Source organism: Pseudonocardia ailaonensis (assembly GCF_039531635.1).
GTDB classification, from domain to species: Bacteria; Actinomycetota; Actinomycetes; order Mycobacteriales; family Pseudonocardiaceae; genus Pseudonocardia; species Pseudonocardia ailaonensis.
Map to the genome: position 1 here is coordinate 127,952 of NZ_BAAAQK010000028.1, position 23,275 is coordinate 151,226.

Annotated in this window: 25 protein-coding genes and 1 pseudogene; 9 read left to right on the forward strand and 17 right to left on the reverse strand. The window is 73.8% G+C overall.

Annotated features, from left to right (window positions below; translation table 11 throughout):
* Positions 1 to 99: 99 nt before the first annotated feature.
* The 7 genes from ABD324_RS32950 to ABD324_RS32980 form a co-directional block, all read right to left on the reverse strand.
* The gene (locus ABD324_RS32950; protein ID WP_344426316.1) at positions 100 to 1,035 is read right to left on the reverse strand and encodes an ABC transporter substrate-binding protein; all 936 of its coding nucleotides are present in this window, start codon (positions 1,033 to 1,035) and stop codon (positions 100 to 102) included.
* Positions 1,032 to 1,784 carry an ABC transporter permease gene (locus ABD324_RS32955; protein ID WP_344426319.1) on the reverse strand — a complete coding sequence of 251 codons (753 nt, stop codon included), beginning with the start codon at positions 1,782 to 1,784 and terminating at the stop codon, positions 1,032 to 1,034. Before ABD324_RS32955 ends, ABD324_RS32950 begins: the two co-directional genes overlap by 4 nt.
* Positions 1,781 to 2,485: an ABC transporter permease gene (locus tag ABD324_RS32960; protein WP_344426322.1), complete on the reverse strand. Its 705-nt coding sequence runs from the start codon at positions 2,483 to 2,485 to the stop codon at positions 1,781 to 1,783. The genes ABD324_RS32955 and ABD324_RS32960 overlap by 4 nt, the downstream gene beginning before the upstream one ends.
* Positions 2,485 to 3,558 (reverse strand): ABC transporter ATP-binding protein, encoded by a 1,074-nt coding sequence (locus tag ABD324_RS32965; protein WP_344426325.1) that lies wholly within the window; start codon positions 3,556 to 3,558, stop codon positions 2,485 to 2,487. The genes ABD324_RS32960 and ABD324_RS32965 overlap by 1 nt, the downstream gene beginning before the upstream one ends.
* Before the next feature lie 132 nt (positions 3,559 to 3,690).
* On the reverse strand, positions 3,691 to 6,390 hold the full coding sequence (locus ABD324_RS32970) for a putative bifunctional diguanylate cyclase/phosphodiesterase (RefSeq protein ID WP_344426328.1): 2,700 nt from the start codon (positions 6,388 to 6,390) through the stop codon (positions 3,691 to 3,693).
* 303 nt (positions 6,391 to 6,693) lie between these two features.
* Positions 6,694 to 7,896: an NAD(P)-dependent malic enzyme gene (locus ABD324_RS32975; protein ID WP_344427536.1), complete on the reverse strand. Its 1,203-nt coding sequence runs from the start codon at positions 7,894 to 7,896 to the stop codon at positions 6,694 to 6,696.
* Between the two features lie 294 nt (positions 7,897 to 8,190).
* Positions 8,191 to 8,514 carry a S26 family signal peptidase gene (locus tag ABD324_RS32980; protein WP_344426330.1) on the reverse strand — a complete coding sequence of 108 codons (324 nt, stop codon included), beginning with the start codon at positions 8,512 to 8,514 and terminating at the stop codon, positions 8,191 to 8,193.
* A gap of 79 nt (positions 8,515 to 8,593) precedes the next feature.
* Between ABD324_RS32980 and sodN the strand changes: the two genes are divergently transcribed.
* Positions 8,594 to 9,001: a superoxide dismutase, Ni gene (sodN, locus tag ABD324_RS32985; RefSeq protein ID WP_344426332.1), complete on the forward strand. Its 408-nt coding sequence runs from the start codon at positions 8,594 to 8,596 to the stop codon at positions 8,999 to 9,001.
* A gap of 123 nt (positions 9,002 to 9,124) precedes the next feature.
* On the opposite strand, the gene ABD324_RS32990 is transcribed toward sodN, so the two are convergent.
* On the reverse strand, positions 9,125 to 9,388 hold the full coding sequence (locus ABD324_RS32990; RefSeq protein ID WP_344426335.1) for a hypothetical protein: 264 nt from the start codon (positions 9,386 to 9,388) through the stop codon (positions 9,125 to 9,127).
* A gap of 270 nt (positions 9,389 to 9,658) precedes the next feature.
* On the opposite strand from ABD324_RS32990, the pseudogene ABD324_RS32995 reads away from it, so the two are divergent.
* A pseudogene (locus tag ABD324_RS32995) lies at positions 9,659 to 10,117 on the forward strand (cadmium resistance transporter); the annotation flags it as partial.
* Positions 10,118 to 10,222: 105 nt separating this feature from the next.
* On the opposite strand, the gene ABD324_RS33000 reads toward ABD324_RS32995, so the two are convergent.
* Genes ABD324_RS33000 through ABD324_RS33010 form a run of 3 tightly spaced genes read right to left on the reverse strand, consistent with a single transcriptional unit; the run spans position 10,223 to position 11,666 of the window.
* Complete coding sequence (locus tag ABD324_RS33000; RefSeq protein ID WP_344426337.1) at positions 10,223 to 10,618, reverse strand: arsenate reductase ArsC; 396 nt, start codon at positions 10,616 to 10,618, stop codon at positions 10,223 to 10,225.
* A complete protein-coding gene (locus ABD324_RS33005; RefSeq protein WP_344426339.1) occupies positions 10,615 to 11,331 on the reverse strand; it encodes an aquaporin in 717 nt (238 codons plus the stop codon). The genes ABD324_RS33000 and ABD324_RS33005 overlap by 4 nt, the downstream gene beginning before the upstream one ends.
* Positions 11,328 to 11,666, reverse strand: coding sequence for an ArsR/SmtB family transcription factor (locus ABD324_RS33010; protein WP_344426343.1), 339 nt, complete (start codon positions 11,664 to 11,666; stop codon positions 11,328 to 11,330). Before ABD324_RS33010 ends, ABD324_RS33005 begins: the two co-directional genes overlap by 4 nt.
* Positions 11,667 to 11,738: 72 nt before the next feature.
* Between ABD324_RS33010 and ABD324_RS33015 the strand changes: the two genes are divergently transcribed.
* Positions 11,739 to 12,200 carry an ArsI/CadI family heavy metal resistance metalloenzyme gene (locus tag ABD324_RS33015; protein WP_344426346.1) on the forward strand — a complete coding sequence of 154 codons (462 nt, stop codon included), beginning with the start codon at positions 11,739 to 11,741 and terminating at the stop codon, positions 12,198 to 12,200.
* A gap of 11 nt (positions 12,201 to 12,211) precedes the next feature.
* On the opposite strand, the gene ABD324_RS33020 is transcribed toward ABD324_RS33015, so the two are convergent.
* Positions 12,212 to 12,961, reverse strand: a complete 750-nt coding sequence (locus tag ABD324_RS33020) for an AraC family transcriptional regulator (protein WP_344426349.1) — start codon at positions 12,959 to 12,961, stop codon at positions 12,212 to 12,214.
* A gap of 54 nt (positions 12,962 to 13,015) precedes the next feature.
* Between ABD324_RS33020 and ABD324_RS33025 the strand changes: the two genes are divergently transcribed.
* Both ABD324_RS33025 and ABD324_RS33030 read left to right on the forward strand, forming a co-directional pair.
* Positions 13,016 to 14,170 (forward strand): MFS transporter, encoded by a 1,155-nt coding sequence (locus ABD324_RS33025; RefSeq protein WP_344426352.1) that lies wholly within the window; start codon positions 13,016 to 13,018, stop codon positions 14,168 to 14,170.
* The gene (locus tag ABD324_RS33030; protein ID WP_344426355.1) at positions 14,167 to 14,619 is read left to right on the forward strand and encodes a class I SAM-dependent methyltransferase; all 453 of its coding nucleotides are present in this window, start codon (positions 14,167 to 14,169) and stop codon (positions 14,617 to 14,619) included. The genes ABD324_RS33025 and ABD324_RS33030 overlap by 4 nt, the downstream gene beginning before the upstream one ends.
* A gap of 52 nt (positions 14,620 to 14,671) precedes the next feature.
* On the opposite strand, the gene ABD324_RS33035 is transcribed toward ABD324_RS33030, so the two are convergent.
* Entirely contained in the window at positions 14,672 to 15,511 is an 840-nt protein-coding gene (locus ABD324_RS33035; RefSeq protein WP_344426358.1) for a class I SAM-dependent methyltransferase, read from the reverse strand.
* Between the two features lie 49 nt (positions 15,512 to 15,560).
* On the opposite strand from ABD324_RS33035, the gene ABD324_RS33040 reads away from it, so the two are divergent.
* A complete protein-coding gene (locus ABD324_RS33040) occupies positions 15,561 to 16,145 on the forward strand; it encodes a TetR/AcrR family transcriptional regulator (protein ID WP_344426361.1) in 585 nt (194 codons plus the stop codon).
* A 42-nt stretch (positions 16,146 to 16,187) separates the two neighbouring features.
* Here ABD324_RS33040 and ABD324_RS33045 read toward each other — a convergent pair whose 3' ends face one another.
* Entirely contained in the window at positions 16,188 to 16,766 is a 579-nt protein-coding gene (locus tag ABD324_RS33045; RefSeq protein ID WP_344426364.1) for an RBBP9/YdeN family alpha/beta hydrolase, read from the reverse strand.
* Positions 16,763 to 17,695 carry a LysR family transcriptional regulator gene (locus tag ABD324_RS33050; RefSeq protein ID WP_344426368.1) on the reverse strand — a complete coding sequence of 311 codons (933 nt, stop codon included), beginning with the start codon at positions 17,693 to 17,695 and terminating at the stop codon, positions 16,763 to 16,765. The genes ABD324_RS33045 and ABD324_RS33050 overlap by 4 nt, the downstream gene beginning before the upstream one ends.
* A 70-nt stretch (positions 17,696 to 17,765) precedes the next feature.
* Here ABD324_RS33050 and ABD324_RS33055 point away from each other — a divergent pair, with 70 nt between their 5' ends.
* Entirely contained in the window at positions 17,766 to 18,965 is a 1,200-nt protein-coding gene (locus ABD324_RS33055) for an MFS transporter (RefSeq protein ID WP_344426371.1), read from the forward strand.
* Between the two features lie 473 nt (positions 18,966 to 19,438).
* Here ABD324_RS33055 and ABD324_RS33060 read toward each other — a convergent pair whose 3' ends face one another.
* A complete protein-coding gene (locus tag ABD324_RS33060; protein WP_344426374.1) occupies positions 19,439 to 21,034 on the reverse strand; it encodes a CocE/NonD family hydrolase in 1,596 nt (531 codons plus the stop codon).
* Positions 21,035 to 21,118: 84 nt separating this feature from the next.
* On the opposite strand from ABD324_RS33060, the gene ABD324_RS33065 reads away from it, so the two are divergent.
* Positions 21,119 to 21,514, forward strand: coding sequence for a hypothetical protein (locus ABD324_RS33065; protein ID WP_344426377.1), 396 nt, complete (start codon positions 21,119 to 21,121; stop codon positions 21,512 to 21,514).
* A gap of 21 nt (positions 21,515 to 21,535) precedes the next feature.
* Here the strand turns inward: ABD324_RS33065 and ABD324_RS33070 are convergent, their stop codons facing one another.
* Complete coding sequence (locus ABD324_RS33070; RefSeq protein ID WP_344426380.1) at positions 21,536 to 22,618, reverse strand: FAD-dependent oxidoreductase; 1,083 nt, start codon at positions 22,616 to 22,618, stop codon at positions 21,536 to 21,538.
* An 89-nt stretch (positions 22,619 to 22,707) separates the two neighbouring features.
* On the opposite strand from ABD324_RS33070, the gene ABD324_RS33075 reads away from it, so the two are divergent.
* Positions 22,708 to 23,274: a TetR/AcrR family transcriptional regulator gene (locus ABD324_RS33075; RefSeq protein ID WP_344426383.1), complete on the forward strand. Its 567-nt coding sequence runs from the start codon at positions 22,708 to 22,710 to the stop codon at positions 23,272 to 23,274.
* Position 23,275: the final 1 nt, after the last annotated feature.

A 23,275-nucleotide genomic window follows, 5' to 3' on the forward strand; every position in this document is an offset into this window, starting at 1 on the left:
GGACGCTAGGGATCCGCCTGCTCCGGAGGATCCGGGCAGAACCCCGAGCCGACCCCGGAAGGCCGGCTCAGGGAACCCCGGGACGTGCGGTCACACGGGTCAGGCGAGACCGTTCTGGCTGAGCCAGTTTTTCGCGACGGTGTCCAGGTTGGGCTTGTCCGGCGCGTTGGCGGTGCGGTTGAGGGTGACCAGGCCCTCGGTCGTCAGCTTGGCCTGCACGGCGTTGAGGATCTGCTTGACCTGGTCGGTCGCCTTCTTGGCGTTGATCAGCGGCACGACGTTCTGCGCGGCGAAGTTGTTCTTCGGGTCCGCGAGGACGACGAACTTGTTGTCCTCGATGCTCGGGTCCGTGGTGAACAGGTCCGCGGCCTGGACGGTGTTGTCCTTGAGCCCCTTGACCGTGACCGGGCCGCCGGTGTCGAGGGCGCTGTAGGACTTGAACGTCACGCCGTAGGTCTTCTGGATGCCGGGGATGCCGTCCGGCCGGGTCTGGAACTCCGACGGCCCGCCGAAGACCATGGTGTTGGCGATCGGCGCGAGGTCCGCGATGGACTTCAGGTTGTTCTTGGTGGCGAAATCCGAGGTGACGACGACGGCGTCCTTGTCCTCGGCCGCCGCCTTGTCGAGCACGGTGAGCGGGGCCGGGACGGCGGCCTTGAGCGCGGTGTACACGTCGTCCGCCGCGGTCTGCGTGGCGTCCTTCTTGATGTACTGCAGCAGCGTGCCGGTGTAGTCCGGGATCAGGTCGATCGAGCCGTCCGTGAGCGCCGGGAAGTAGACCTCGCGGCTGCCGATGGGCGCCGTGATGTCGACCTTGACGCCCTTGGCCTGCAGCGCCTGCCCGTAGATCTGCGCCAGCAGCTGGCTCTCGGTGAAGTCCGCCGAGCCGATCCGGATGGTGTCCGTGGCGGCCGGGGCCTGGCTGGCGCCGCCGCTGCCCAGCGGGCTCGATCCGCCGCCGCCACCGCAGGCGGCGAGGCCCATGACGAGGGCCGCGCCGGCGGCCACATAGGTGAGGGATCGTCTGAGGTTCACGGTTCGGCTCCTGCTGGTTCGGGTGTGGGGCGTACTGGTTCGGGGGCGGCGTTCTCGGTGGTGCCGGTGATCTCGGCGGTGGGCGAGCGGCGCGCACCACCGCGCAGCCCGGGTGACACGACGGCGCGCTGCACCAGCGCCAGCAGGCCCTCGACCGCCAGCGCGAGGAGGGCGACGAGGATCGCGCCGGCCGCCATCTGCGAGTAGTCCAGGGACTTGAGCCCGTCGATCAGGAACCGGCCGAGCCCGCCGAAGCTGACGAACGCCGCGACCGCGGCGGTGGCGATGACCTGCAGCGACGCGGCGCGCAGCCCCCCGAGGACGAGCGGCAGCGCGTTGGGCATCTCGACCTTGGTGAGCACCTGCCACTCGCGCATGCCGACGCCGCGGGCGGCGTCGACCGTCCCGGCGTCGACGTTGCGCACGCCGGCGTAGGTGCCGGCGAGCAGCGGCGGGACGGCGAGCACCGCGAGGGCGATCGTGACCGGCAGCAGGCCGATCCCCATGAGCAGCACGAGCAGCGTGAGCAGGCCCAGCTCGGGCAGGGCGCGCATGCCGTTGGCGAGGCCGACGACCACGAACTCGCCCTTGTGCGTGTGCCCGATCAGCGCGCCCAGCGGGATCGCGACGATCGCGCCCAGCGCGAGCGCCAGCACCGAGTAGAAGAGGTGCTCGCCGATCCGCACCGGGATGCCGGTGGGCCCGCTCCAGTGCGCGGGATCGAAGAGGTAGGAGAACAGCAGGCTCATGCCGCGCTCACCTCGGTCGTCCCCGGGGTGGCCTCGGGCTCGGCCACGGCCCGCCCCTTGCCCTCGAGCCGGGTCCACGGCGTGATCGCGCGGCCCAGCAGGACCAGCAGCCCGTCGACCACCAGGGCCAGCGCCACGATCAGCACGATGCCGGTGATGATCTCCGTCGGGAAGTCCCGCTGGTAGCCCTCGGTGAACATCCGCCCCAGGCCGCCGACGCCGATCAGCGCACCGACGGACACCAGGCTGATGTTCGACACCGCCGCCACCCGCAGGCCCGCGATCAGCACCGGGACCGCCAGCGGCAGCTCCACGGACACGAACCGCTTGGCCGGCCGGTAGCCCATCGCGGTGGCCGCGGCGACGACCAGCGCCGGGACGGCGGCGAGCGCGTCGGCCACGGACCGGACCAGCAGGGCGACCGTGTAGATCGACAGTGCCACCACGACGTTGAGCGGATCGAGGATCTGTGTGCCGAGGATCGCCGGGAGCACGATGAACACCGCCAGCGACGGGATCGTGTAGAGCACGCTCGCGGCCGGCACGAGGATGCCGCGCAGCACCCGGCTGCGGCTGGCCAGCCAGCCGATCGGCACCGCGAGCACCAGCCCGACGACGACCGGGATCAGCGCGAGCACGACGTGCACGACCAGCAGGTTCCCGATCAGGTCGAGGTTGCGGGGGATCCAGTCCCAGACCATCAGGCCGCCTCGTCCGCCCGGGCCTCGGCGAGCACGCGCAGCACCTCGTCCGCGCTGACGCCGCCGGCCACACGCCCCTCCGGGTCCACCGCCACGCCCTGGCCCGACGGCGAGGACAGCGCCGCGTCGAGCGCGCTGCGCAGCGATCCGGACTCGGCGTCGTACAGCGAGCCGCCGGGGATCAGGCCCTGCTCGGAGGTGGTGCCGGCGCCGGAGTGCCAGCCCAGCGGGCGCCCGTCCGCGTCGACCACGAGCGACCAGCCCTCCGGCGCGCTCGCCCCGACCGTCACGGTGGGCAGCTCGCCGAGCGAGAGGCCGGTGGAGGTGACGAAGCCGAGCCCGCGGTACCCGCGGTCCCGGCCGACGAACCCGTCCACGAACCCGTTGGCGGGGCGGCTGAGCAGCACGCCCGGCTCGTCGTACTGCGCGAGGTGGCCGCCGGTGCGGAACACGGCGACCATGTCCCCCAGCTTCACGGCCTCGTCGATGTCGTGGGTGACGAACACGATCGTCTTCGCCAGCTCCGACTGCAGCCGCAGCAGCTCCTCCTGCAGGGTCTCCCGGACCACCGGGTCGACCGCGGAGAACGGCTCGTCCATGAGCAGCACGGGCGGGTCCGCGGCGAGCGCGCGGGCCACGCCGACGCGCTGCTGCTGGCCGCCCGAGAGCTGCGCGGGATAGCGCTGGGCCATCTGCGTGTCCAGCCCGACGATCTCCATGAGCTCCATCGCCCGCTCGCGTGCGCGGGCTTTGCTCCAGCCCAGCAGCAGCGGCACGGTGGCGATGTTGTCCCGGATGGTCTTGTGCGGGAACAGCCCCGCGTTCTGGATCACGTAGCCGATGCCGCGCCGCAGGTCGGCCGGGTCCTGGGCCATGATGTCCTGGCCGTCCACGGTGATCGTGCCGCTGCTGGGCTCGATCATCCGGTTGACCATCCGCAGCGACGTGGTCTTCCCGCAGCCGGACGGGCCGACGAAGACCGTGATCCGGCCACCGTCCACCTTCATGTCGAGCTTGTCGACGGCGACGGTGCCGTCCGGGAACTGCTTCGTCACACCCCGGAACTCGATCATCCGGGTACCCCCGTCGTCGCCGACCGCCGCCAGTCGGCCGTCATGGTGCTGCGAGGCTAACCGGGACCACCGACAGGAGCGAACCGACCGAGCAACCGTGACCCAGCCGCGACCGGTCCGGACCTTTCGGGTTCAGGCTCCCAGTGCGCGGGCGGGCGTGGCCAGCCGCCCGGCGGCCAGTACCTGCTCCAGGTCCTGCTCACGCAGGGAGCGGGAGAAGAGCCAGCCCTGGTAGGCGTCCACCCCGAGGCCTCTCAGTACGTGGAACTGGGCCGCGGTCTCGACCCCCTCGGCGACGGTCGTGCGGCCCATCGCGCGGGCCATGTCGACCACCGCGCGGGCCACCGCGAAGTCCGCCGGATCGGTCCCGACACCCGTCACGAAGGCCCGGTCGACCTTGACCGTCTGGGCAGGGAGCTCCTTGAGCCGCGCCAGCGACGAGTAGCCGGTGCCGAAGTCGTCCACGGCGAAGCGGGCGCCCCGGGAGACGAGCTCGGCCATGGCGTCGAGCGCGGCCTGCGGCAGGGCGACCAGGCTCGTCTCCACGAGCTCGAGGATCAGCCGTTCCCAGGCCAGCCCGGCGCCCTCGACGATCCGGGTGACGTCGGAGAGGAAGGCCGGATCGCCCGGCAGCAGCCCGGCCAGGTTGACGGCGACGCCCGCCCGCCCCGGCCAGCGGACCGCGGAGTTCACGGCGGTCCGCAGGACCCAGAGGTCGAGCTCGCGCATCATCCCGGCGCGCTCGGCGACCGGCAGGAACTCGCCCGGGGAGATCATCCCGCGCTCGGGGTGCGGCCACCGGACCAGCGCCTCGGCCGAGAGCACCGTCCCGTCCGGGCCGACGACGGGCTGGTACTCCAGCACCAGCCGGTCCTCGGCGAGGGCCGCGCGCAGCTCGGCCTCCAGCTCCAGCTGCCGGTCCGCGGAGGCGACGACGGCCGGTGACGCCGTGGCGACGCCGCCGCGGTCCCGCCGCTTGGCCTCCTGCATCGCGACCTCGGCGTAGCGGAGGAGATCACCGGCGGTGACCTCCCCGGGCCGCACGTCGGGCGTCGCCACCCCGACGGAGGCGGTGAGCTGCACCGGGCGTCCGTGCACGGGGACCGTGGTGTGCAGCAGCTCGCCGACGCGGCGCGCGAGGGCGTCGGGGCCGCCGATCAGCGCGTGGTCCGAGCAGATGACCACGAACTCGTCCGCCGAGAGCCGCGCCGCGGTGCACCCGATCGGGAGCTCCCGCTGCAGCCGCCCGGCCAGCCCGACCAGCAGCTCGTCGCCGGCGAGGTGGCCGAGCGAGGAGTTGACGCGGGCGAAGTCGTCGAGGTCGCCGCAGGCCACGGCGACCCGGGGGCTGTCGGCCAGCAGCTCGTCGACCAGGGCGAGGGCGGCCGCGCGGTTGGGCAGCCGGGTGAGCTCGTCGACGCTCCCGGCCTGGCGCAGCACCTCGGCCGCGCGCCGGCGGTCGCCGACGTCCGTGGCCACGACCAGCCAGAACGGGTCCCCCTCGTCCGACGTGGACGTGGTGACGCCGATCTCGCAGGTCACGCCGCTGCCGTCCGCCTTCAACAGGGTGACGACGGCGGGTGCGCCGCCGGCGCGGAGCCAGCCGGGCAGCGGCGCGCCCGGCTCGACCGGCTCGGCGCTCAGGGCGAGCGCGGGGGTACCGCGCAGGCCTTCGAGCGTGCGGTCGAGCAGGCGGCAGAAGGAGGCGTTGGCGTCGACGAGGCGGCCCGCGGCGTCGAGCAGCGCGACCCCGGCCGGCACCGTGGACATCAGGTCGGCGAAGCGGCGCCCGGAGTGCTGCACGCGGCCCTCGGCGAGCCGCTGCGCGCTCACGTCCCGGACCATCCCGGCCAGCCGGACGGGCATGCCGTGGGGCGCCCGCTCGATGACCGCGCGGCAGGACAGCACCCGCTCCCCCGGCAGCCGCAGCTCGACGTGGTGGTCGGTGGCCGCGCCGGCGCCGGTGCGCAGCGCGCGGCAGAGCAGCGCGACCTGGTCGCCCTCGACCGGGCCGTGCGCGCCGTCCGGCACGACGCCGACCTGGCGATAGAGCTCCTCGAGCGAGGCGCTGCGCCGCAGGGTGGCCGTGGCGAGGTCGAACGTCCAGGTGCCCACGCGGGCGAGCCGCTCCAGCTCCGCGGTCCAGCGCCGGTCCACCGGCTCCGGGGCGGGCTCGCCGAGCTCGACCAGCAGGACCGCGCGCAGCCCGCCGGGCAGGTCCCAGCGGACCACCCGCACCCGGACCGCGGCGCCGTCCGCGCGGATCAGCCGCGCGTCCGCGTCGGGTCCGGCGACGAGCTGCGCGAGCCGCATCCCCAGCGGCCCGCTGTCCGGGTCGGACGGATCGCAGCCGGTCAGCCGCAGGAACGCGGGATTGACCCGCAGGATCCGGTCCTCCAGGTCGCACACCACGGCGGGGGCGGTCGGCAGCGGGACGACCTCGACCCCACCGGGCTGGTCGCCGGACTCGGGGACGTACGGGGTGCCGAAGGCCGCGTCGCGCAGTGCGGAGGGGACCCCCACGGATCCGGGGTCGGTCACGTCGGGCCGTTCCGCCTCACCGGGTGGGGCGACCAGCCGCACCGCGCTCGGGTCCGTGCTGATCTCGCCGTTCGCGTCCTCGACCGGCTCGGCGGCGTACTCGGGGTGGGACGCCGACCGGTGCCCCTGCCCCTGCCCGGCACCGCCCGGCACCTCACCGCCCGACGGCGCGGCGAGCGCCCGGGCGACCTGGCCGGCGAAGCGGGCGGCGTCCGGCGTGGGCCGGTCGTGCCGGGCCCGGCGGAAGTCGGTGCGCCGCACGGGATCCGCCCGCTCTCCGGACTCGCTCACCCGTACCCCCGTGTCGACCGCGGCGTGTGCGATCGCACGCCCTCAGCGGGCTCAACGAGCGAGTCGCCCACTCGATCCGGTCACGTTGCCCGAACGGACTACCGCACCCCGAGTGAGTGACCCGGACAGCTCGCACACTCCGTGATCGACTCGGCCGACCGACCGAGCAGGGGCAGGTGGACGGCCCGGGCGGAGTGACGCTGAGTCACTCCGCCCGGGTCGAACCGCCGTGTCACATCGTGTGCGCCACATCGGTTCCGTCACACCGGCCGGGCCCGACCGGGTGGGTCAGACCGGCTGGGGTCAGACCGGCTGGGTCACGCCGGCGGCGGGGTCGCGGCGGGCGGCCTCCGCCACGGCCTGCGCGACCTCGACCGCGACCCGCGGGTCGAAGGGGCTCGGGACGATCCGGTCGACGCCGAGATCGTCCGTCGCCACGCGGAAGATGGCCTCCGCGGCGGCGAGCTTCATCGACTCGGTGATCCGGCGCGCGCCCACGTCGAGCGCCCCGCGGAAGACCCCGGGGAAGGCGAGCACGTTGTTGATCTGGTTCGGGTAGTCGCTGCGCCCCGTGGCGACGACGGCGGCGTACCGGGCCGCGACGGCCGGGTGGATCTCCGGGTCCGGGTTGGACAGTGCGAACACGAAGGGCGCCGGGGCCATCGTGGTCAGCAGCTCCTGGGGCAGGGTCGCGCTGGAGAGGCCGACGAAGACGTCCGCGCCGTCCATCGCCTCGGCGATGCCGCCGGTGATCCCGCGCGGGTTGGTCTCGGCCGCGAGTGCGGCCTTCTCCCCGCCGCGCGCGGTGTCGATGATCCCCCGGGAGTCGAGGACGACGACGTCCGTCGCCCCGGCGGCCAGCAGGATCCGCGCGCAGGCCACGCCCGCCGCACCGGCGCCGGAGATCACCGTGCGCAGGCTGCCGAGCTCCCGGCCGGTGGCGGCACAGGCGCCCTTGAGCGCGGCGAGCAGGACGATCGCGGTGCCGTGCTGGTCGTCGTGCATGACCGGGCAGTCCAGGGCCTCGACCAGCTTGCGTTCGAGCTCGAAGCAGCGTGGGGCCGAGACGTCCTCGAGGTTGACCGCGCCGAAGCTCGGCCGCAGCCGGACCAGGGTCTCCACGATCTCGTCGACGTCGGTGGTGTCGAGCACCAGCGGGATCGAGTCGAGCTCGCCGAAGGTCTTGAACAACGCCGACTTGCCCTCCATCACCGGGAGCGAGGCGCGCGGGCCGATGTTCCCCAGGCCGAGCACGGCGGTGCCATCGCTCACCACGGCGACCAGGCGGTCCGTCCAGGTGTAGCGGCGCGCGAGCGCCGGCTCGGCGGCGATGGCGCGGCTGACCTCGGCGACGCCCGGCGTGTACGCGATCGCGAGGTCGCGCGCGTGGCGCAGCGGCGCGGACAGGCCGGTCGAGAGCTTGCCGCCCTCGTGCGAGGCGAAGATCTCCTCGCGGGTGGGGGCCAGCTCGATGTCGGGCGTGGACAGGGTGCGCTCCGGGGACATGGTCACGGCAGAGGACTCCGATGAAGGTAGGGCGGGCGCGCACGGGCGCCCCTACTCACCGTGCACCGGGGGCAGGATCTCGCCCAGACGCGGCGCCGGCGGCCCCCACACGGTGACCCCGCGGGATGCGGCGGGGCGCCGGAGAGGGATCGGCAGTCGGGTACTGGCAGCCATGTTAACGGACGCGGGCGCGCCGTGGCGGTGAGAGCACCCACACCGTTACCCGCCCCATGCCGCCACCCCGTTCACCCCCGAACCCGCGAGTCGGCACATTCGGTAGGCCGAATCACACGCTCACGACGTCCGGCGCGCCAGCCGGCCCGGTCGGGGCAGCACCCGGACGGGGACGACCGCGAGAACGGTCGCCGGCCCGAGCGTCCGCGAGTCCGTGGAACCGAAGGGGTTGTCACCCTCGACCCACCAGCCGTCGCCCTCGGCCCGGACCGCGCGCTTGACCGACAGCTGGCCGGGCCGCGCGTCCCAGCCGACCAGGACCACGTCCCCCGGCCGCACCGCCGCGCCGAACCGCGCCAGCACCACGTCGCCGTCCGTCAACGCGGTGGACATCGACGGGCCACGCACCGTCACCGCACGCCAGCGACGGGCCACGCACACCACACCCTCTCGGCCTGCTGGGGCCCCCGGCCCGGTAGTAGGGTCGGACCTGCCAGAACGATCACCACCAGGGAGGACCCCCATGCGGCTGCCCCGCATTCTCCGCCCGCGGCTGGAGGCCACCGCGCACTGCGACCTCCCCTGCGGCGTGTACGACCCGGCCCAGGCGCGCATCGAGGCCGAGTCCGTCAAGGCCATCCAGGAGAAGTACCAGGGCAACGAGGACGTGGACTTCCGCGCCCGCGCGATCGAGATCAAGGAGCAGCGCTCCGACCTCGTGAAGCACCACCTCTGGGTGCTGTGGACGGACTACTTCAAGCCGCCGCACTTCGAGAAGTACCCGGAGCTGCACGAGCTCTTCAACAAGGCCACCAAGGCCGCCGGTGCCGGGGGCACCAAGGGCTCGAACGACCCCAAGACGGGCCAGGAGCTGCTGGACTACATCGCCCAGATCGACAAGATCTTCTGGGAGACCAAGCAGGCTGCCTGATCCAGGCGCACAAAGCGGCGCTGACCGACGGGAACATTTTCCCGTGGTCAGCGTCGCTTTTCGTTATCGGGTGCTTTCAAAAGGTCCGGGCGGCGCCGGACCCGAGTGAGGACCGATCACCCCTTACTGGACCGGGGGCCAGTTCGTGATCGGCGGTTGATGGATCCGGACACTCTTCCCATTCACGATCATGGTGAGCCACGTGCAGCCGGAGGGCGTCTTCGCCAGGTTCGCCGTGACCTCGAACGTCAGCTCCGCCTGGTCGTCGTGCCTTCTCTGCGCCAGCGCCTCCTCGAGAACCGTCGCAACAATGCTGCGCCCGAAAGACTCGTAATTGTGCACACCGAGATGCTCGAGGATATACTGTTCGTCCAGTTTGTCGGACATTGGCTGTCCACCTTCTTCATCGACCGACGCGGCTCCGGCTCCATCAGCCGAACAGAGCTGAGGATCACGTGTCGGCAGCGTGCGGTCAACACGAGATCTCCAGCGTCTGAACCAATTGGGCAATGGCGCTCAAATGCCCTGAACGTCGCCCGGAACGGAGATCGGGGCGCATCCGCACGAATCGCAGGCCTGACCCTCTGCCACGGTGGGGCCGACAGGCAGCCGACAGCGAGGAGTGCCGTGTTCGGCCGGATCGGGCAGGCGGCGGGGATGTTCGCCGTCACCAACCTCGACGACATCCTGATCCTCGCGCTGTTCTTCGGGCAGGCGGCAGGGCGGCGGGCCGCCGAGGTGCGAGTCGCGGTGGGCCAGTACCTCGGCTTCCTCGCCATCCTGGTGGCGTCCGTCGTGGGCGCGCTGGGCGCCGGCCTCCTGCCGGGGCCGGCCATCCCCTACCTGGGCCTGGTGCCGCTGCTGCTCGGGCTCCGCGCGGCGTGGCGGGCCTGGCGCTATCGCAGCGGCGACGACACCCCGGACGCGACCGCGACGGCGGGGCCGTCGATCCTTGCCGTGGCCGGAGTGACCGCGGCCAACGGGGGCGACAACATCGGCGTCTACGTGCCGGTGTTCGCCACCAGCGGGGTCGGCGGGACGGTCGTCTTCTGCGTCGTGTTCCTCGTGCTGGTCGCGGTGTGGTGCGCGCTGGGCCGCGGCCTCGCCACCCGGCCCCTCGTCGCCCGGGCGCTCGGGCGGTGGGGGCACGTCGTGCTGCCGGTCGTCCTGGTCGGGACGGCCTGGTCATCCTGGTCGGGGGCGGCGCGTTCGGGCTCTGACCTACGTCAGGGTGGCGAGGAGGGCGCGGACGCGGCGGTCGATCTCGTCCCTGATCGGACGGACCGCGTCGATCCCCTGCCCCGCCGGGTCGGGGAGCTCCCAGTCGAGGTAGCGCTTGCCGGGGAAGACCGGGCAGGAGTCCCCGCACCCCATGGTGACGACGACGTCGACGGCCCGGGCGGCGTCCACCGTCAGCTTCTTCGGGACCTCCTCGGCGAGGTCGATGCCCATCTCCGCCATGACCTCCCGGACGGCCGGGTTGATCTCGTCCGCCGGCGCGGAGCCCGCGGAGGTGACCCGGACCCGTCCGGCGGCGTGGTGCTGCAGCAGGGCGGCGGCCATCTGGGAGCGGCCGGCGTTGTGCACGCACACGAACAGGACCTCGGGAACGGTCACGACGACTCCTCGACGACGGGCCGGGTGGGGTGGTTCGCCGGGCGGACGGCCGGATGGAGGGCGACGACCAGCCCGATCCCGAGCGCCGCCCCGACGAGCTGCGCGAGGACGAAGCCGGGCACCGACGCCGGGGCGATCCCGGCGAAGGTGTCGCTGACCATGCGCCCGACCGTCACGGCGGGATTGGCGAACGACGTGGACGAGGTGAACCAGTACGCCGCCCCGATGTACGCGCCGACCGCGGGCGCCGCCAGCCCTTCCCGTCCGGTGCGGACCAGGGCGAACACCAGCGCGACGAGCCCGGCGGTGGCGACGGCCTCACCGATCCAGACCCCCGTGCCGCCGCGGACGGTCGTCGCGACCTGGACGGCGGGCAGGCCGTACATGGCGTTGGCCAGGACCGCTCCGAGGACCGCCCCGAGGGTCTGGACGCCGACGTAGGCGAGCACCTCGCGCCGCCGCGGCGCCGGGCGGCCCAGCAGCCGGGCGGCGACGGTGACGACCGGGTTGAAGTGCGCGCCGGACACCGGTCCGAACAGGAGGATCAGCACGCCGAGGCCGAGCGCGGTGGCAATCGAGTTCTCCAGCAGCTGCAGGCCGACGTCGCCGGGTGACAGCCGTGAGGCGGCGATCCCGGACCCGACGACGACCGTGACGAGCAGCCCGGTACCGACGCCCTCGGCCAGCAGGCGCCGCGCGAGCGTGGGTGTCACGACGCCGGTTGCAGGTCGAGCAGGGCCGAGGCCTGGCGCAGCCGCTCGGGCTCGACCCGGTAGTAGATCCAGGTCCCTCGCCGGTCCCCCCTGATCAGGCCGGCCGCACGCAGGACCTTGAGGTGATGGCTGATCGTCGGCCCCGTCAGGTCGAAGACGCCGGTCAGCTCGCACACGCACGCCTCGCCGCCCTCGTGGGAGGCGATCAGCGACAGCAGCCGCAGCCGGACCGGCTCGCCCAGCGCCTTGAACATCCGGGCCAGGTCCGCCGCCCGTTCCGCGTCCAGCGGTTCCCCGGTCAACGGGGAGCAGCACGCGGGCCCTTGCTTCGACATCTCTCTATCTTGACAGAAGTCGAAACACGGGAGCAACCTCTGTCTCGACAGTCGTCGAAACAAGGAGTCCCCATGTCCCGCGTCCAGCTCGCCCTGCGCGTCGCCGATCTCGAGGGATCCGTCGCGTTCTACCGCTCGTTGTTCGGCGTCGAGCCCGCCAAGCGGCGGCCCGGCTACGCGAACTTCGCGATCGCCGAGCCGCCGCTCAAGCTCGTCCTCATCGAGGGCGGCGACGGCGAGCCGACGGTGATGGACCACCTCGGCGTGGAGGTCGGGAGCACCGACGAGGTGCGCGCCGCCACCACCCGCCTGTCCGATCTCGGCCTGTTCACTCAGGTCGAGGAGGACACCACCTGCTGCTACGCCCTCCAGGACAAGGTCTGGGTGCACGGGCCCGGGGCGGAGCCGTGGGAGGTCTACACGGTCAAGGCCGACGCCCCGGACGCCACGTCGGTCCATCCCGCCGGCGCCTCCCCGGAGGCGTCCTGCGAGTGCGGCACCCCGGCCGGGGCGACCGCCCCCTGCTGCGGCTGAAGGAGCCGAGGTCAGGAACCCAGCGCATGGGCGCCCGGGGTGTGCCCGAAGGTGCGCCGGAAGACGTCGATGAAGGCGCTGGGCGACGACCATCCGCACTGCCGGGCGACCGTCGTCACCGAGGCGCCGTCCGCCAGCAGGACCAGCGCGACCTGCAGCCGGAGCTGGGTGCGCCACTGGGGGAAGGTCATCCCCAGATCGCTGCGGAACAGGCGCGACAACGTCCGCGAGCTCGCACCGACCTGGTGGCCGAGCTCGTCGAGGGTCCGGCCGTCGGCCGGATCGGTCCGCAGGACGTCGCACACCGAGCGCAGCAGCGGCGACGACGGTGCGGGCAGGTGCAGCGGCTGGTGGGGTGCGGCCCGGAGCCGGTCGAGCAGCACGGCGTGCAGCCGGGCGCGTTCGGCACCCCGGTCGTCGTCCGGCATGGCGGTGTAGCCCATGATCAGCTCGCGCAGCAGCGGGGCCACCGCGAGCACCGTCGGGTCGGTCAGGCCGAGCGGGTTCCGGTGTGCGGGCACCCCGACGAGATGGAGCTCCAGCTCGCCGTGGGCGTAGTGGGCGTGGATGGTGCCGGCGGGGACCCAGATCGCGCGGTTGCCCGGGGCCATCCAGGTCCCGGCCGTGGTGGAGATGGCCAGCACACCGCGGGCGGCGTAGACGATCTGGTGGTCGTCGTGCCGGTGGGCCTCGATCTCGCCGCCGGGCGCGAGGCGTTCCACTCGCGTCGGCGCGACCGGGAGATGGCGGACTTCTGACATCGACCGGCAGGTTATCGGAAGCGGGACACGCTCGTCGGATCGGACGATGACGCGGTGGAACGTCGCACCTCGATCGCCCTGCTGTCGGTGGGGCACGCGTGTGTGGACGTCTACCAGGGATCCGTGGCCGCGCTCGTCCCCCTCTTCGTCGCCGAGCGCCGCTACGACTACGCCACGGTCGCCGGGATCGTGCTGGCCGCCTCACTGCTGTCGTCCGTCGCGCAGCCGCTGTTCGGGGCGCTGACCGATCGGTGGCGGGCCCCCTGGCTCATCCCGGTGAGCACGCTCGTCGGCGGGGCGGGGGTGGCGGCGAGCGGGCTCGCGGGCTCCTACGCGCTCACCCTGGCCTTCGTCGCCGTCTCCGGGATCGGGGTGGCGGCGTACCACCCGGAGTCGGCCCGGATCGCGCGGCTGGCCAGCGCCGGGAGCCACCGGTCGATGGGGTGGTTCTCCCTCGGCGGCAACGTCGGATTCGCCACCGCGCCGCTGCTCGTCGGCCTCGTCTCGGCGGCCGGCGGGCTCGGCGCGACCCCGCTGCTGATGGTGCCCGCGCTCGCCGGATCCGTGCTCTGCCTGCCGGTCCTGCGCGTGCTCGCACGCAGGCGGGCCGCCGGGTCCGCGACCACCTCGCCGCCGCGACCGGACGACTGGCGGTCGTTCGGCGTCCTGTCCGGGGTCGTCGTGGCCCGCTCGATCGCCTTCGTGGGGCTGAGCACCTTCCTCGCGCTGTATGTCGAGCAGCGGACCGGCGGCGGGCCCGCGGTGGGCTCGGCGGCGCTGTTCGTGCTGTACGTCGGCGGCGCCGTCGGGTCGGTCGCCGGCGGGATGCTGGTCGGCCACTGGGACCGGGTCACCGTGGTGCGGCGGGCGTACCTGCTGGCGGTCGTCGCCGTCGCCGGGGTCGTGTTCGTGCCGGGACCGGCGGTGTTCGTGTTCGTGGCGCTCACCTCGATGGGCCTCTACCTGCCCTTCTCCCTGCAGCTGACCCTCGGCCAGGACTACCTGCCCTCGCGGGTGGGGACGGCCAGCGGCCTCACCCTCGGCCTGACGGTGAGCATCGGCGGCCTCGCGAGCCCCGCCCTCGGCTGGCTCGCGGACCGGACCTCGCTGCAGACCGCCCTCACCCCGCTGGTCCTCATGCCGGCGGTGAGCTGGCTGCTGGCCCGCGCTCTGCCCGAACCGGCCGTACCCGCGCGGGCCGCCGCATGACGACCGCGACCGACGTCCGCCGGTTCGTCCTCCACCGCGCCGCCGATCCGGCCGCGCTGCTGCGGGCGGCGGTGAGACGGACGCGCCCGGGCGGGCTCTTCGCGGTCGTGGACGTGTTCGCGGACGCGGACCCGCTCGTCGCGGAGGAATCCAACCGCCTGGAGCGGCTCCGTGACCGGGGCCACCGCCGGACCCTCACCTTCGGCGAGATCGCACGACTCGTCGAGGACTCCGGCGCGACGATCGAGGGGGTGTCCACCCGGGACCGGCCGGTGGGCCTGGCGACCTGGCTCGAACGTGCCCCGTCCGGGGCGCGCCTCGAGATCGGGCGGCGGATCGACGACGAGCTGGGCGGCGGGCCCCTGACCGGGCTCCACCCCTTCCGCGACGACGACGGGTCGGTGGTCCTCGTCCGTCACCGGGTGACGGTGGTGGCCTGGCACCCGTGACACGTCCGGGGATGGCCCTCCCTGCCGTCGACCGACCCGACGGCGTGGGGTCCTACCGCCGGGCCGAGCTCGGGCGCCGTGACACGGGACAGACCAGCGCGACCGTCGCGCAGCGCATCGTGAACGACCCGCCGACGGCGTCGATCGCGGCGCCGAGCCCGTCGAGCAGCCGGGCGAGCTTCTCGGGCGCGATCCGGTCGTGCCCGCCCGCCGTCGGCAGCACGTCGAGGAAGGCGTCGCGGTCCGTCGTCTCCTCCCTGTCGAAACGCAGCCGGTGCGGCTCGCCGAACCCGCCCGCCTCGCGGACGCCGGCGGCGGCCTTGTCGAGGAACGCGGCGGCGCCGTCGCGCTGCGACCCCTGCCAGGGTGTGAACGGCAGGCCGGTGTCGACGCCGCGGAAGACCTCGGCGAAGGCGGCGGCGAGCTCGGGCGGCGGATCGGCGGCGTTCCAGAAGACCGCGAGCCGTCCGTCCGGGGCGAGCGCCTCGCGCGCCCGGACCGCCCCCGCGACCGGATCGACCCAGTGCCACGCCTGACCCGCGACGACGCCGTCGAACCGGCGTCCGCGCGGGTCCCAGTCCTCGATCGTGGAGATCTCGACATCGAAGCCCCGCGCCCGGGCGAGCTCGGCCATCCGCTCGTCGGGATCGACGCCGAGGACCTCCGCCCCCGCCTCGCGGAACGGGAGCGCGGAGATGCCGGTCCCGATGCCGACGTCGAGGAGCCGGGTACCGGGCAGCTCGGCGAGCACCGCCGCCGCCAGGGCCGCCGGATACCGCGGCCGGGCGCGGTCGTAGCGCTCGGCCTCGGCGCCGAACCCCTCGGCGATCGTGCGCAGCTCATGGCTGGTGGCGATGCCGGAACGCGGGTCCGGCGGCGGTAGAGTGGGCACGCGCCCACTCTAAATGGGCACGCGCCCACTCGTCGACCGCGGAGCCGCCGTGCCCACCGGAGTCCCCCTGCGCGATCCGCGCGCCCACCTGGTCGCCGCCGCCGAACGCGTCCTCGTCCGCGACGGGCCCGGGGCCCTCACGAGCCGCGCGGTGACCGAGGAGGCCGGGATGGCAAAGGGGGTCCTGCACCGCCATTTCGCCACGGTCGACGACCTGCTCGTCGCCCTGGTCGAGGAGCGGATCACCGCGATCGAGCGCCGCACGGCGACACTCCACGACGCGGCGGGCACCGGGACCGTCGTCGGCATCGTGTCCCGCGTACTCGTGGAGACGATCGACCCGGTGGTCATCGGGATCGTCGGGCTCGCGATCTCGCGGGACAGCCTGCGCAGCCGCCTGCCCCGCCGCGGGCTCCCGGTCCTGCCCGAGGTCGCCGGGATGCTCTCCGCGTACCTCGCCGCGGAACGAGGGCTCGGCCGGATCTCCGCCGGAGCGGATCCGGACGTGCTGGCCCGCACCCTCGTCGGGACCGGGCACCTGCTCCTGGCCGGCGAGCTCGGGGCGCTGCCGGACGCGGGCGCGGTCGCGGAGGTGGTCGAGTCCGCGCTGGTCGGCGCCCTACCGGGCCCCTGATGATCCGGCGGCGGCGACCCCGCGCGCTCGGTCAGCGCTCGGTCAGCGCTCGGCGTGCCCGGCCACCGGCGTCCGCTCGTCGAGGCACCAGTCCAGGACTCCCGGCCACGGGCCGTACCCCTCCGCCGGGGTGATGTGGCCGGCGTCGGGGAGGACGTCGCAGTCCACACCCGCGCTCCAGCCGCGCGGATCGACGGGGGCGTAGGGATCCGTCGCGGAGACGACCACCCGCACGCGGCCGGCGGCGAGGGCCTCGCGGTCGACGCCGCCGATGCGGAACTCCTCGTTCCCGTTCTCCGCGGTGAACGCCTGCGCACCGAGCGGGGACACCAGCAGCACCCGGTCGACGCGCAGCTCCGCGGGGAGGTCCCGCGCGGCCCGCAGCCACAACGCGCACCCCAGCGAGTGGCACACCACCACCCGCTCCCGGTCGCCGAGCTGGGCGAGCTCGGCGTGGAGGAGCTCGACCCACTCGTCGACCGACGGCCGCTCGGGCGCCGGGAACTGCGGGTAGAGGGCCTGCTCGCCGCGGCGTCGCAGCTCCTCGGTCAGCCACCACAGCCAGTGCTCCCGCGGGCGGCGGTGGGCCACCCCGTGGACCATCAGGAAACGCCGGGTCATCTCTCTCCTTCCTCCAACCGGGAGTTGTGCGGTTCCCAGAGGTCCGCGCCGAGCGGCGGCTCCTCCCCCAGGTGCCGGACGAGTGCGGCGAGACCCGGATGGGCGTTGTCCGCACGGCGGACCAGCGAGTGGGGGTAGACCGGGCAGGGGTCGACGAGCGGGATGCGGCGGAGGTCGAAGACCGGCGGCCACTGCAGGCGGACGTGCTCCCCGGTCAGGGTCGCGAGCGTCGGGGACTCGGCCAGGGTCTCGAGCAGGACGTCCGAGCCGAGGTTGGGGCCCAGCCCGTCGATCGAGAGGTCGAAGGCGGCGGCGAGCGCCGCGTAGTACGCACCCCATTCGGTGCCCGGCGCGATCCCCGGGATCCAGATCCGGAACCCCCGCAGCGCGGCGGGCGTGACGGCCTCGGCGCCGGCGAGCGGGTGCCCAGGCCCGACGAGCAGCTGGTGCCGCTCGTTCAGCACCCTGGTGGCCACCACCCCCTCGGGGAGCTGCGCGAACACCGCCCGGAAGGTCGCGTCGACGGTGCCCGCGCGGACCGCCTCGATCGCCGCGGCGCCGCCGGGCAGGGTGAGCACGTCGAGCTCGACGTCCGGGTGGGCGCGGTGGAACCCGCGGACCAGCACGCCGGGGCCGATCCGGTGGCCGAGTACGTCCACGCGCAGGGCGCGGCGGCCCGGCAGCACGGACGCGGCGGCCCGGTCCGCGGCCCGCAGCAGGTCGCGGGCGTGCGGGAGGAAGGCGCGGCCGTCGACGGTCGGCGCGGCGCCGCGGGGCGTGCGGTCGAACAGCCGCACCCCGAGCTCGCGTTCCAGCCCGGCGATCCGTTTCGACACGGCCTGCTGGGTGATCCCGAGATCGTCCGCGGCGTCGCCGAAGCGCCCGGCGTCCGCCACCGCGACCACGGTGCGCACGGCGTGGAGATCCACACCGGCACCGTACTCGTCACAACCACTGTTTGTGGAAGTGGTTGTTTGACCTGCCTGATGGGATCGGGGTGTGGGACGACGGTTCGGCTGGCTGTGGGCCGCCTACGCGGCGAGTGCGGCGGGGACCGGGCTGGCCTTCGGGGCGTTCGCGCTCGTCGCGCTCCTCGTGCTGCACGCCGGGCCGGTGGTGGTGTCCGGGCTGGCCGCCGCGGGGCCGCTCGTCGGGGCGCTCGTGGCGGTGCCGCTCGGGTCCCGCATCGACCGCGCGCGGAAGCGGCCGCTGATGATCGCGATGGACCTCGCGCGGCTGGTCGCGCTGCTCAGCGTGCCCGCGGCGTACCTCCTCGGCCTGCTGACCATGGGCTGGCTCGTGGCCGTCGCGGTGCTCACGGCGGCCGCGGACATCACGTTCACCGCCGCGTCGGGCGCGTACCTGCGCACGCTCGTCCCGGGCCCCGACCTGCTCCGCGCGAACGGCCGCCTCGAGGCGACGACGTGGACCACCACGATGCTCGGCCCGCCGCTGGGCGGGCTCCTGGCCGGGATCGCCGGGCCGCTGTCCACGATGGTCGCCAACGCCGCGAGCTTCCTGCTCTCCGCGGCGGGCCTGACCGCGATCGGGTCCGGGGAGCCCCGGCCCGAGCCGCGGCCGGGGCGCGCCGACCTCCTCGGCGGCTGGCGCACGATCCTCGCGCGCCCGGGCCTGCGCCGGCTCTTCGCGAACACCCTGGCGGTCAACGCGCTGATCATGGCCACGGAACCGCTGCTGGCGGTGCTGCTGCTCGGCCCGCTCGGGTTCGCGCCCTGGCAGTACGGGCTCGCCTTCGCCGCGCCCTGCCTCGGCGGTCTCCTCGGTTCCCGGCTCGCCCGCCACCTGGTCGGCCGGTTCGGCGAGGGCCGGACGCTCCGCGTCGCCGGCATCCTGCGGGCGTGCTGGTCCCTCGGGCCGGCCTTCGTCGGGCCGGGCGCGGGCGGGCTGGCACTGCTGATCGGCGTCGAGTTCGGACTGATCCTCTGCGCCTCGGTGTTCAACCCGGTGCTCGCGACCCACCGGCTCCGCGCCCTGCCGCAGCGGCGGATCGGGAGCGCGCTCGCCGCCTGGTCGATCACCGGCAAGGTGACGACGGCGGTGGTCACGGCGGCGTGGGGCGTGCTCGGCGCGGCGATCGGACCGAGGGCCGCCGTCGCGACCGCCGGCGTGTTGCTGCTCCTGACCCCACTGCTCCTGGCCGGGCGGCAGGGGCGGGAACCCGCCCGTCCGGAGGGATGAGGTCCGGTCCCGACGGACGCCGGGTCGCCGACCGGACGCCGCAGCGAGAATTGCCGAAATGCCGGACGTATAACACGGCCGATTGACGCAGCGAGCACGCACCATTCGCCGTCGAATTCACGCCACTCACCGAGAAAATACCGCCTCCGAGTGGACGGGAGCCCGGCAACGCTCAGTACATTCTCCGTGACACAGATCTCGGTCGGGGCAGTTCACCTGCGACGACCATCCCGTTGAGTCCACAGCGGACGGTCACTTCAGAGAGTAACGGGGGGTCGGGATGACAGCGGATCACCATTCCTGCCGCACGACGCACAGGCGCCATGCGGCGGCGAAGATCGATCTGAGGCAATGCCCGGCGTGGTGGTCCGCGCTGCAGGAGAACGCCCGGAACAGGACGTGGATCGTCACCGCGATACGGCGGTTCACCGCACCGGACCGCCCGGTGCGGTACCCCGTCGTCCGTTAGGGACTCAGCGCCGCAGGACCGGCAGCTCCACGAGGCCTCCGTCGAGCACCTCGGTGCGGCACCGTCGCCCGGTCGTCGCGGCGCCGAACGGCTCCCCCGTACCGACGTTGCGGGCGTAGCGCGGGAACGCGCCGCCGGCGACCTGCACGCGGATCCGGTGCCCCGCGCGGAAGCGGTACGCGGTCGGGAACAGCTCGATCTCCACGGTCAGCGCGCCGTCCTCACCGACGGTCACGTCCTTCGCCGGGACGGTGTGCGGGTCGAGCCGACGGATGCCGTCGACGACGTTGCGGGACACGCCCTTGGCGTCCACGTCGCACACCCGGACGTACACGTCGGCGTGTTCCAGCTCGGGTCGCACGTGGACCGTCGCGACCGGCGCGCCCACGACGTCGAGATCCTCGGCGAGCGGCTCCCCGGTGAACACCAGCACGTCCGGGCGGGACTCGACGGGCTGCTGGTCCTCCTGCTTGCCGGGCGGCTGCAGCAGCGGCCCGCCGACGGCCGGGGTCGGGTCCGACGGGTCGTACACGAAGCTGCCCCTGCCGAGCGGGACCGTGTGCGGCTCGGCGGGCGGCGGCCAGGAGTCGAACTCCAGCCACTGGTCCGCCTCCTGCAGGAACAGGCGCACCGGCGCGCCCTCGGGCTCCGGGCCGCCGTTCAGATGGTGCTCCAGCCAGGGCAGGTCGGCCTTCATCATGGCGATGAACTCGGCGAACTCGCCGTGCAGCCAGGGCCCGACGACGATCCGCGCCGGCACCCCCGCCGCCTGCAGGTCCGCGAAGTCGTGCATCTGGGCGGCGATGAAGAGGTCCCACCACCCCGTCACCATGTTGGCCGGGGGCACCTTCGCGAGGTCCGCCGCCGGCTCACCGTAGGTCGCGGGCCAGTACGGGTCGCCCGGCTCGCCGTGCGAGGTGAAGTCCCGCCAGAAGCCGACGGGCGCGCCGGCGACCGCGATGTCCGCGGTCTGCAGCGGGATCCGGCGCAGCGCCTTCTTCAGCACGGCCTTGCGCCGCGGGTCCGGGACCGCGCGCGGGATCTCCTGGCGGCCGATCGTCGCCGTCCAGGCCAGGCCGTTGAGCAGGGTCGGGGCGCCGCCCGGGTAGAACGTCTCGGTCATCCGCGACGCGGTGATGTGCGGGGAGACGGCGACGAGCGGCGGATCCGCGTGCGGCGCCACCAGCCACTGCGTGTGCCCGAGGTAGCTGGGGCCGGTGGTGGCGATCCGGCCGTCGCACCAGGGCTGCTCGCGCAGCCAGTCGACCGTCGCCAGCCCGTCCGCGCGCTCGCTGGTGAAGGGCCGGAACTGCCCGCCGGACCCGAACGTGCCGCGGGTCGCCTGCACGAAGACCTGGAAGCCGTGCCGGGCCAGCGGGCCGCCGAGCAGCAGCTTCTCCATCTGCGGGCCGTACGGGTTGCGGACCAGCACCACGGGCTGCGGCCCCTCCGCCCGGGACGGCCGGTAGCGCCGCCCGAGGAGGGTGACCCCGTCCGGCATGGGGACGGCGAACGCCTCGCTCTCGTACCGGTCCTTGCCCGGGGGGAGCCCCAGCGCCTTGTCGAGGAGGGCGGCGACGGCGCCCGTGAACGGCTGCACCTACCCGAAGGTAGTCATGTCTTGGGGTGGCGCGCACGCTCGCTCTACAGTGGGCACCCATCGTCTCTCGCCGAGGAGCCGTCGATGAGTGCACCCCGTCGTCCGGGCAGCGTGACCGTCGTCGTGGTCCTGACCTGGATCTCCGCCGTCCTCGCCCTGCTCGGCGGGATCGCGTTGCTCGTGCTCGGCGCGTCCGCGCCGAACCGGCTGGCGGTGATCGTCGGAGTGGTCTACGTCCTGATCGGGCTGGTCACGGGCGCGGTCGCCTCGCGGCTCGGGAAGGGCGGGCGCGGGGCGCGGCTGCTCGTCACGATCCTCACGGTGCTGCAGATCGTCGGCGCGCTGACGGCCCTGACCGGCGTCGGCGCCACCACCGCGACCTCGTCGGGCTGGGGCAGCATCGTGATCGGCCTGCTGCTCCTCTACCTCCTCTGGAACGCCCGCGCGAACGCCTTCTTCGCAGGTCAGCGCCCCTTGTGAGGACCACAGGGGCATCGGCACTCACGAGGAGCGTCGGCCCACGTGGGCGAGTGAGCCCTCCAGCGCGTCGTCCTCCAGGATGCCGGCGAGGCCCTCCGCCGCGCCCTCGGCGTTGCGGGCGGCGCGGGGGAACATCAGCCGCTCGTAGCGGCGGACCGCCGCCGACAGGTCGGGTTCCTCCGCGATCGCCAGGGCGAGGTCCGCGCCGTCGAGCATCGCGGTGTTGGCGCCCAGGCCGGAGAACGGCGACATCAGGTGCGCCGCGTCGCCGAGCAGCGTGACGCCCGGGACGTGCTCCCAGGTATGCGGGACGGGCAGCGCGAACATCGGGCGGTCGACGACCGCGGGCTCGCACTCGTCGAGCAGGCGGAGCAGCGGCGCGCCCCAGCCCTCGAAGATCCGGTACAGGTCCGCCCGTTCGTGGGTGGCCCCGAGCTCGGCGGCGAAGGCGGCGTAGACGCGGACGACGCCATGGCCGTTGCGCTGGCAGAGCAGGCCCTTCCGGTCGCCGAGGGCGAACAGCATCCCGTCGCCGACCAGGGCGGCGATCTCGGGATGGGCCTCGTCGACGTCGGTGATCCGGAGCTCGACGAACGTCACCCCGGAGTACTCGGGCCGGGCGGGCGAGACGAGCGGGCGGACCCTCGACCAGGCGCCGTCCGCGCCCACGATCAGGTCTGCCTCCACGGTGTCGCCGCCCCGGAGGTGGAGGCGGCCCGGCTCGGCGCGCTCGAGCACGCTCCCCCACCGCACGGTGCCGGGTTCGAGCGAGCCCAGCAGCAGGCCGCGGAGCTCGCCGCGGTCGATCTCGGGGCTCGCCAGGTCGCCGGGGCGGGCCGGCTGGTCGGCCAGGATGCGGCCGGACCGGTCGGCGATGCGGCCGCCCTGGCCCTCGGGGCGCGAGAGCGCCAGGAAGTCGTCGAGCAGGCCGGCGGCCTCGAGCGCGACCTGGCCGGTGTCCTGCTGCATGTCGAGCGTGCCGCCCTGGTCGCGGGCGCCCGGATCGTCGTCGCGTTCGTAGACGGTCACCGGGATTCCGTGGCGCTGCAGGACGCGGGCGAGGGTGAGTCCACCGGGTCCGGCGCCGATCACTGCGATCTTCATGGGAGTTCTCCTTCGTCGTCGGTTGCCACCCACCATAGGTGTAGTGACTTCAAAAGTGAAGTGACTTCAGTTATTGATACGCTACACCCGTGACCGGACGACGCGAGCGCAAGAAGGCCGCCACCCGCCAGTCCCTGGCCGACGCGGCGCTCGGGCTCGCCCTGGAGCGCGGCGGCTACGACCAGGTGACCGTCGCGGAGATCGCCGATCGCGCGGACGTCTCCGTCACCACGCTGTTCACGCACTTCCCCAGCAAGGAGGCCCTGTTCTTCGACCAGGACGCCTCCGTCGAGGCCGCGCTGGTGGCCGCCGTCCGCGACCGCGGGGACATCCCCCTGCTCGACGCGTTGGCGGCCTTCGCCGAGCGCAACAGCCGCCCCGTGCACCAGGAGAGCCCGCGGGGCCCGAGCTTCCGCCGGCTCGTCGAGGAGAGCCCGGCGCTGCGCGAGTACGCCGCGAGGATGTGGGCGCGCCACGAGCAGGCGCTGGCCGCAGCGATCGCCGAGGACCGCGGCGAGGCGGCCCCGAGCCCCTCCACCCGCGCGCTCGCCCACGTGTTCTGCGGGATCCCCGGCCTCGTCCAGGGACCGGACGACGACGCCGCCGCCCTCCGCGAGGCGACCTTCGCGATCCTGCGTTCCGGCTGGCCCCTGTGAG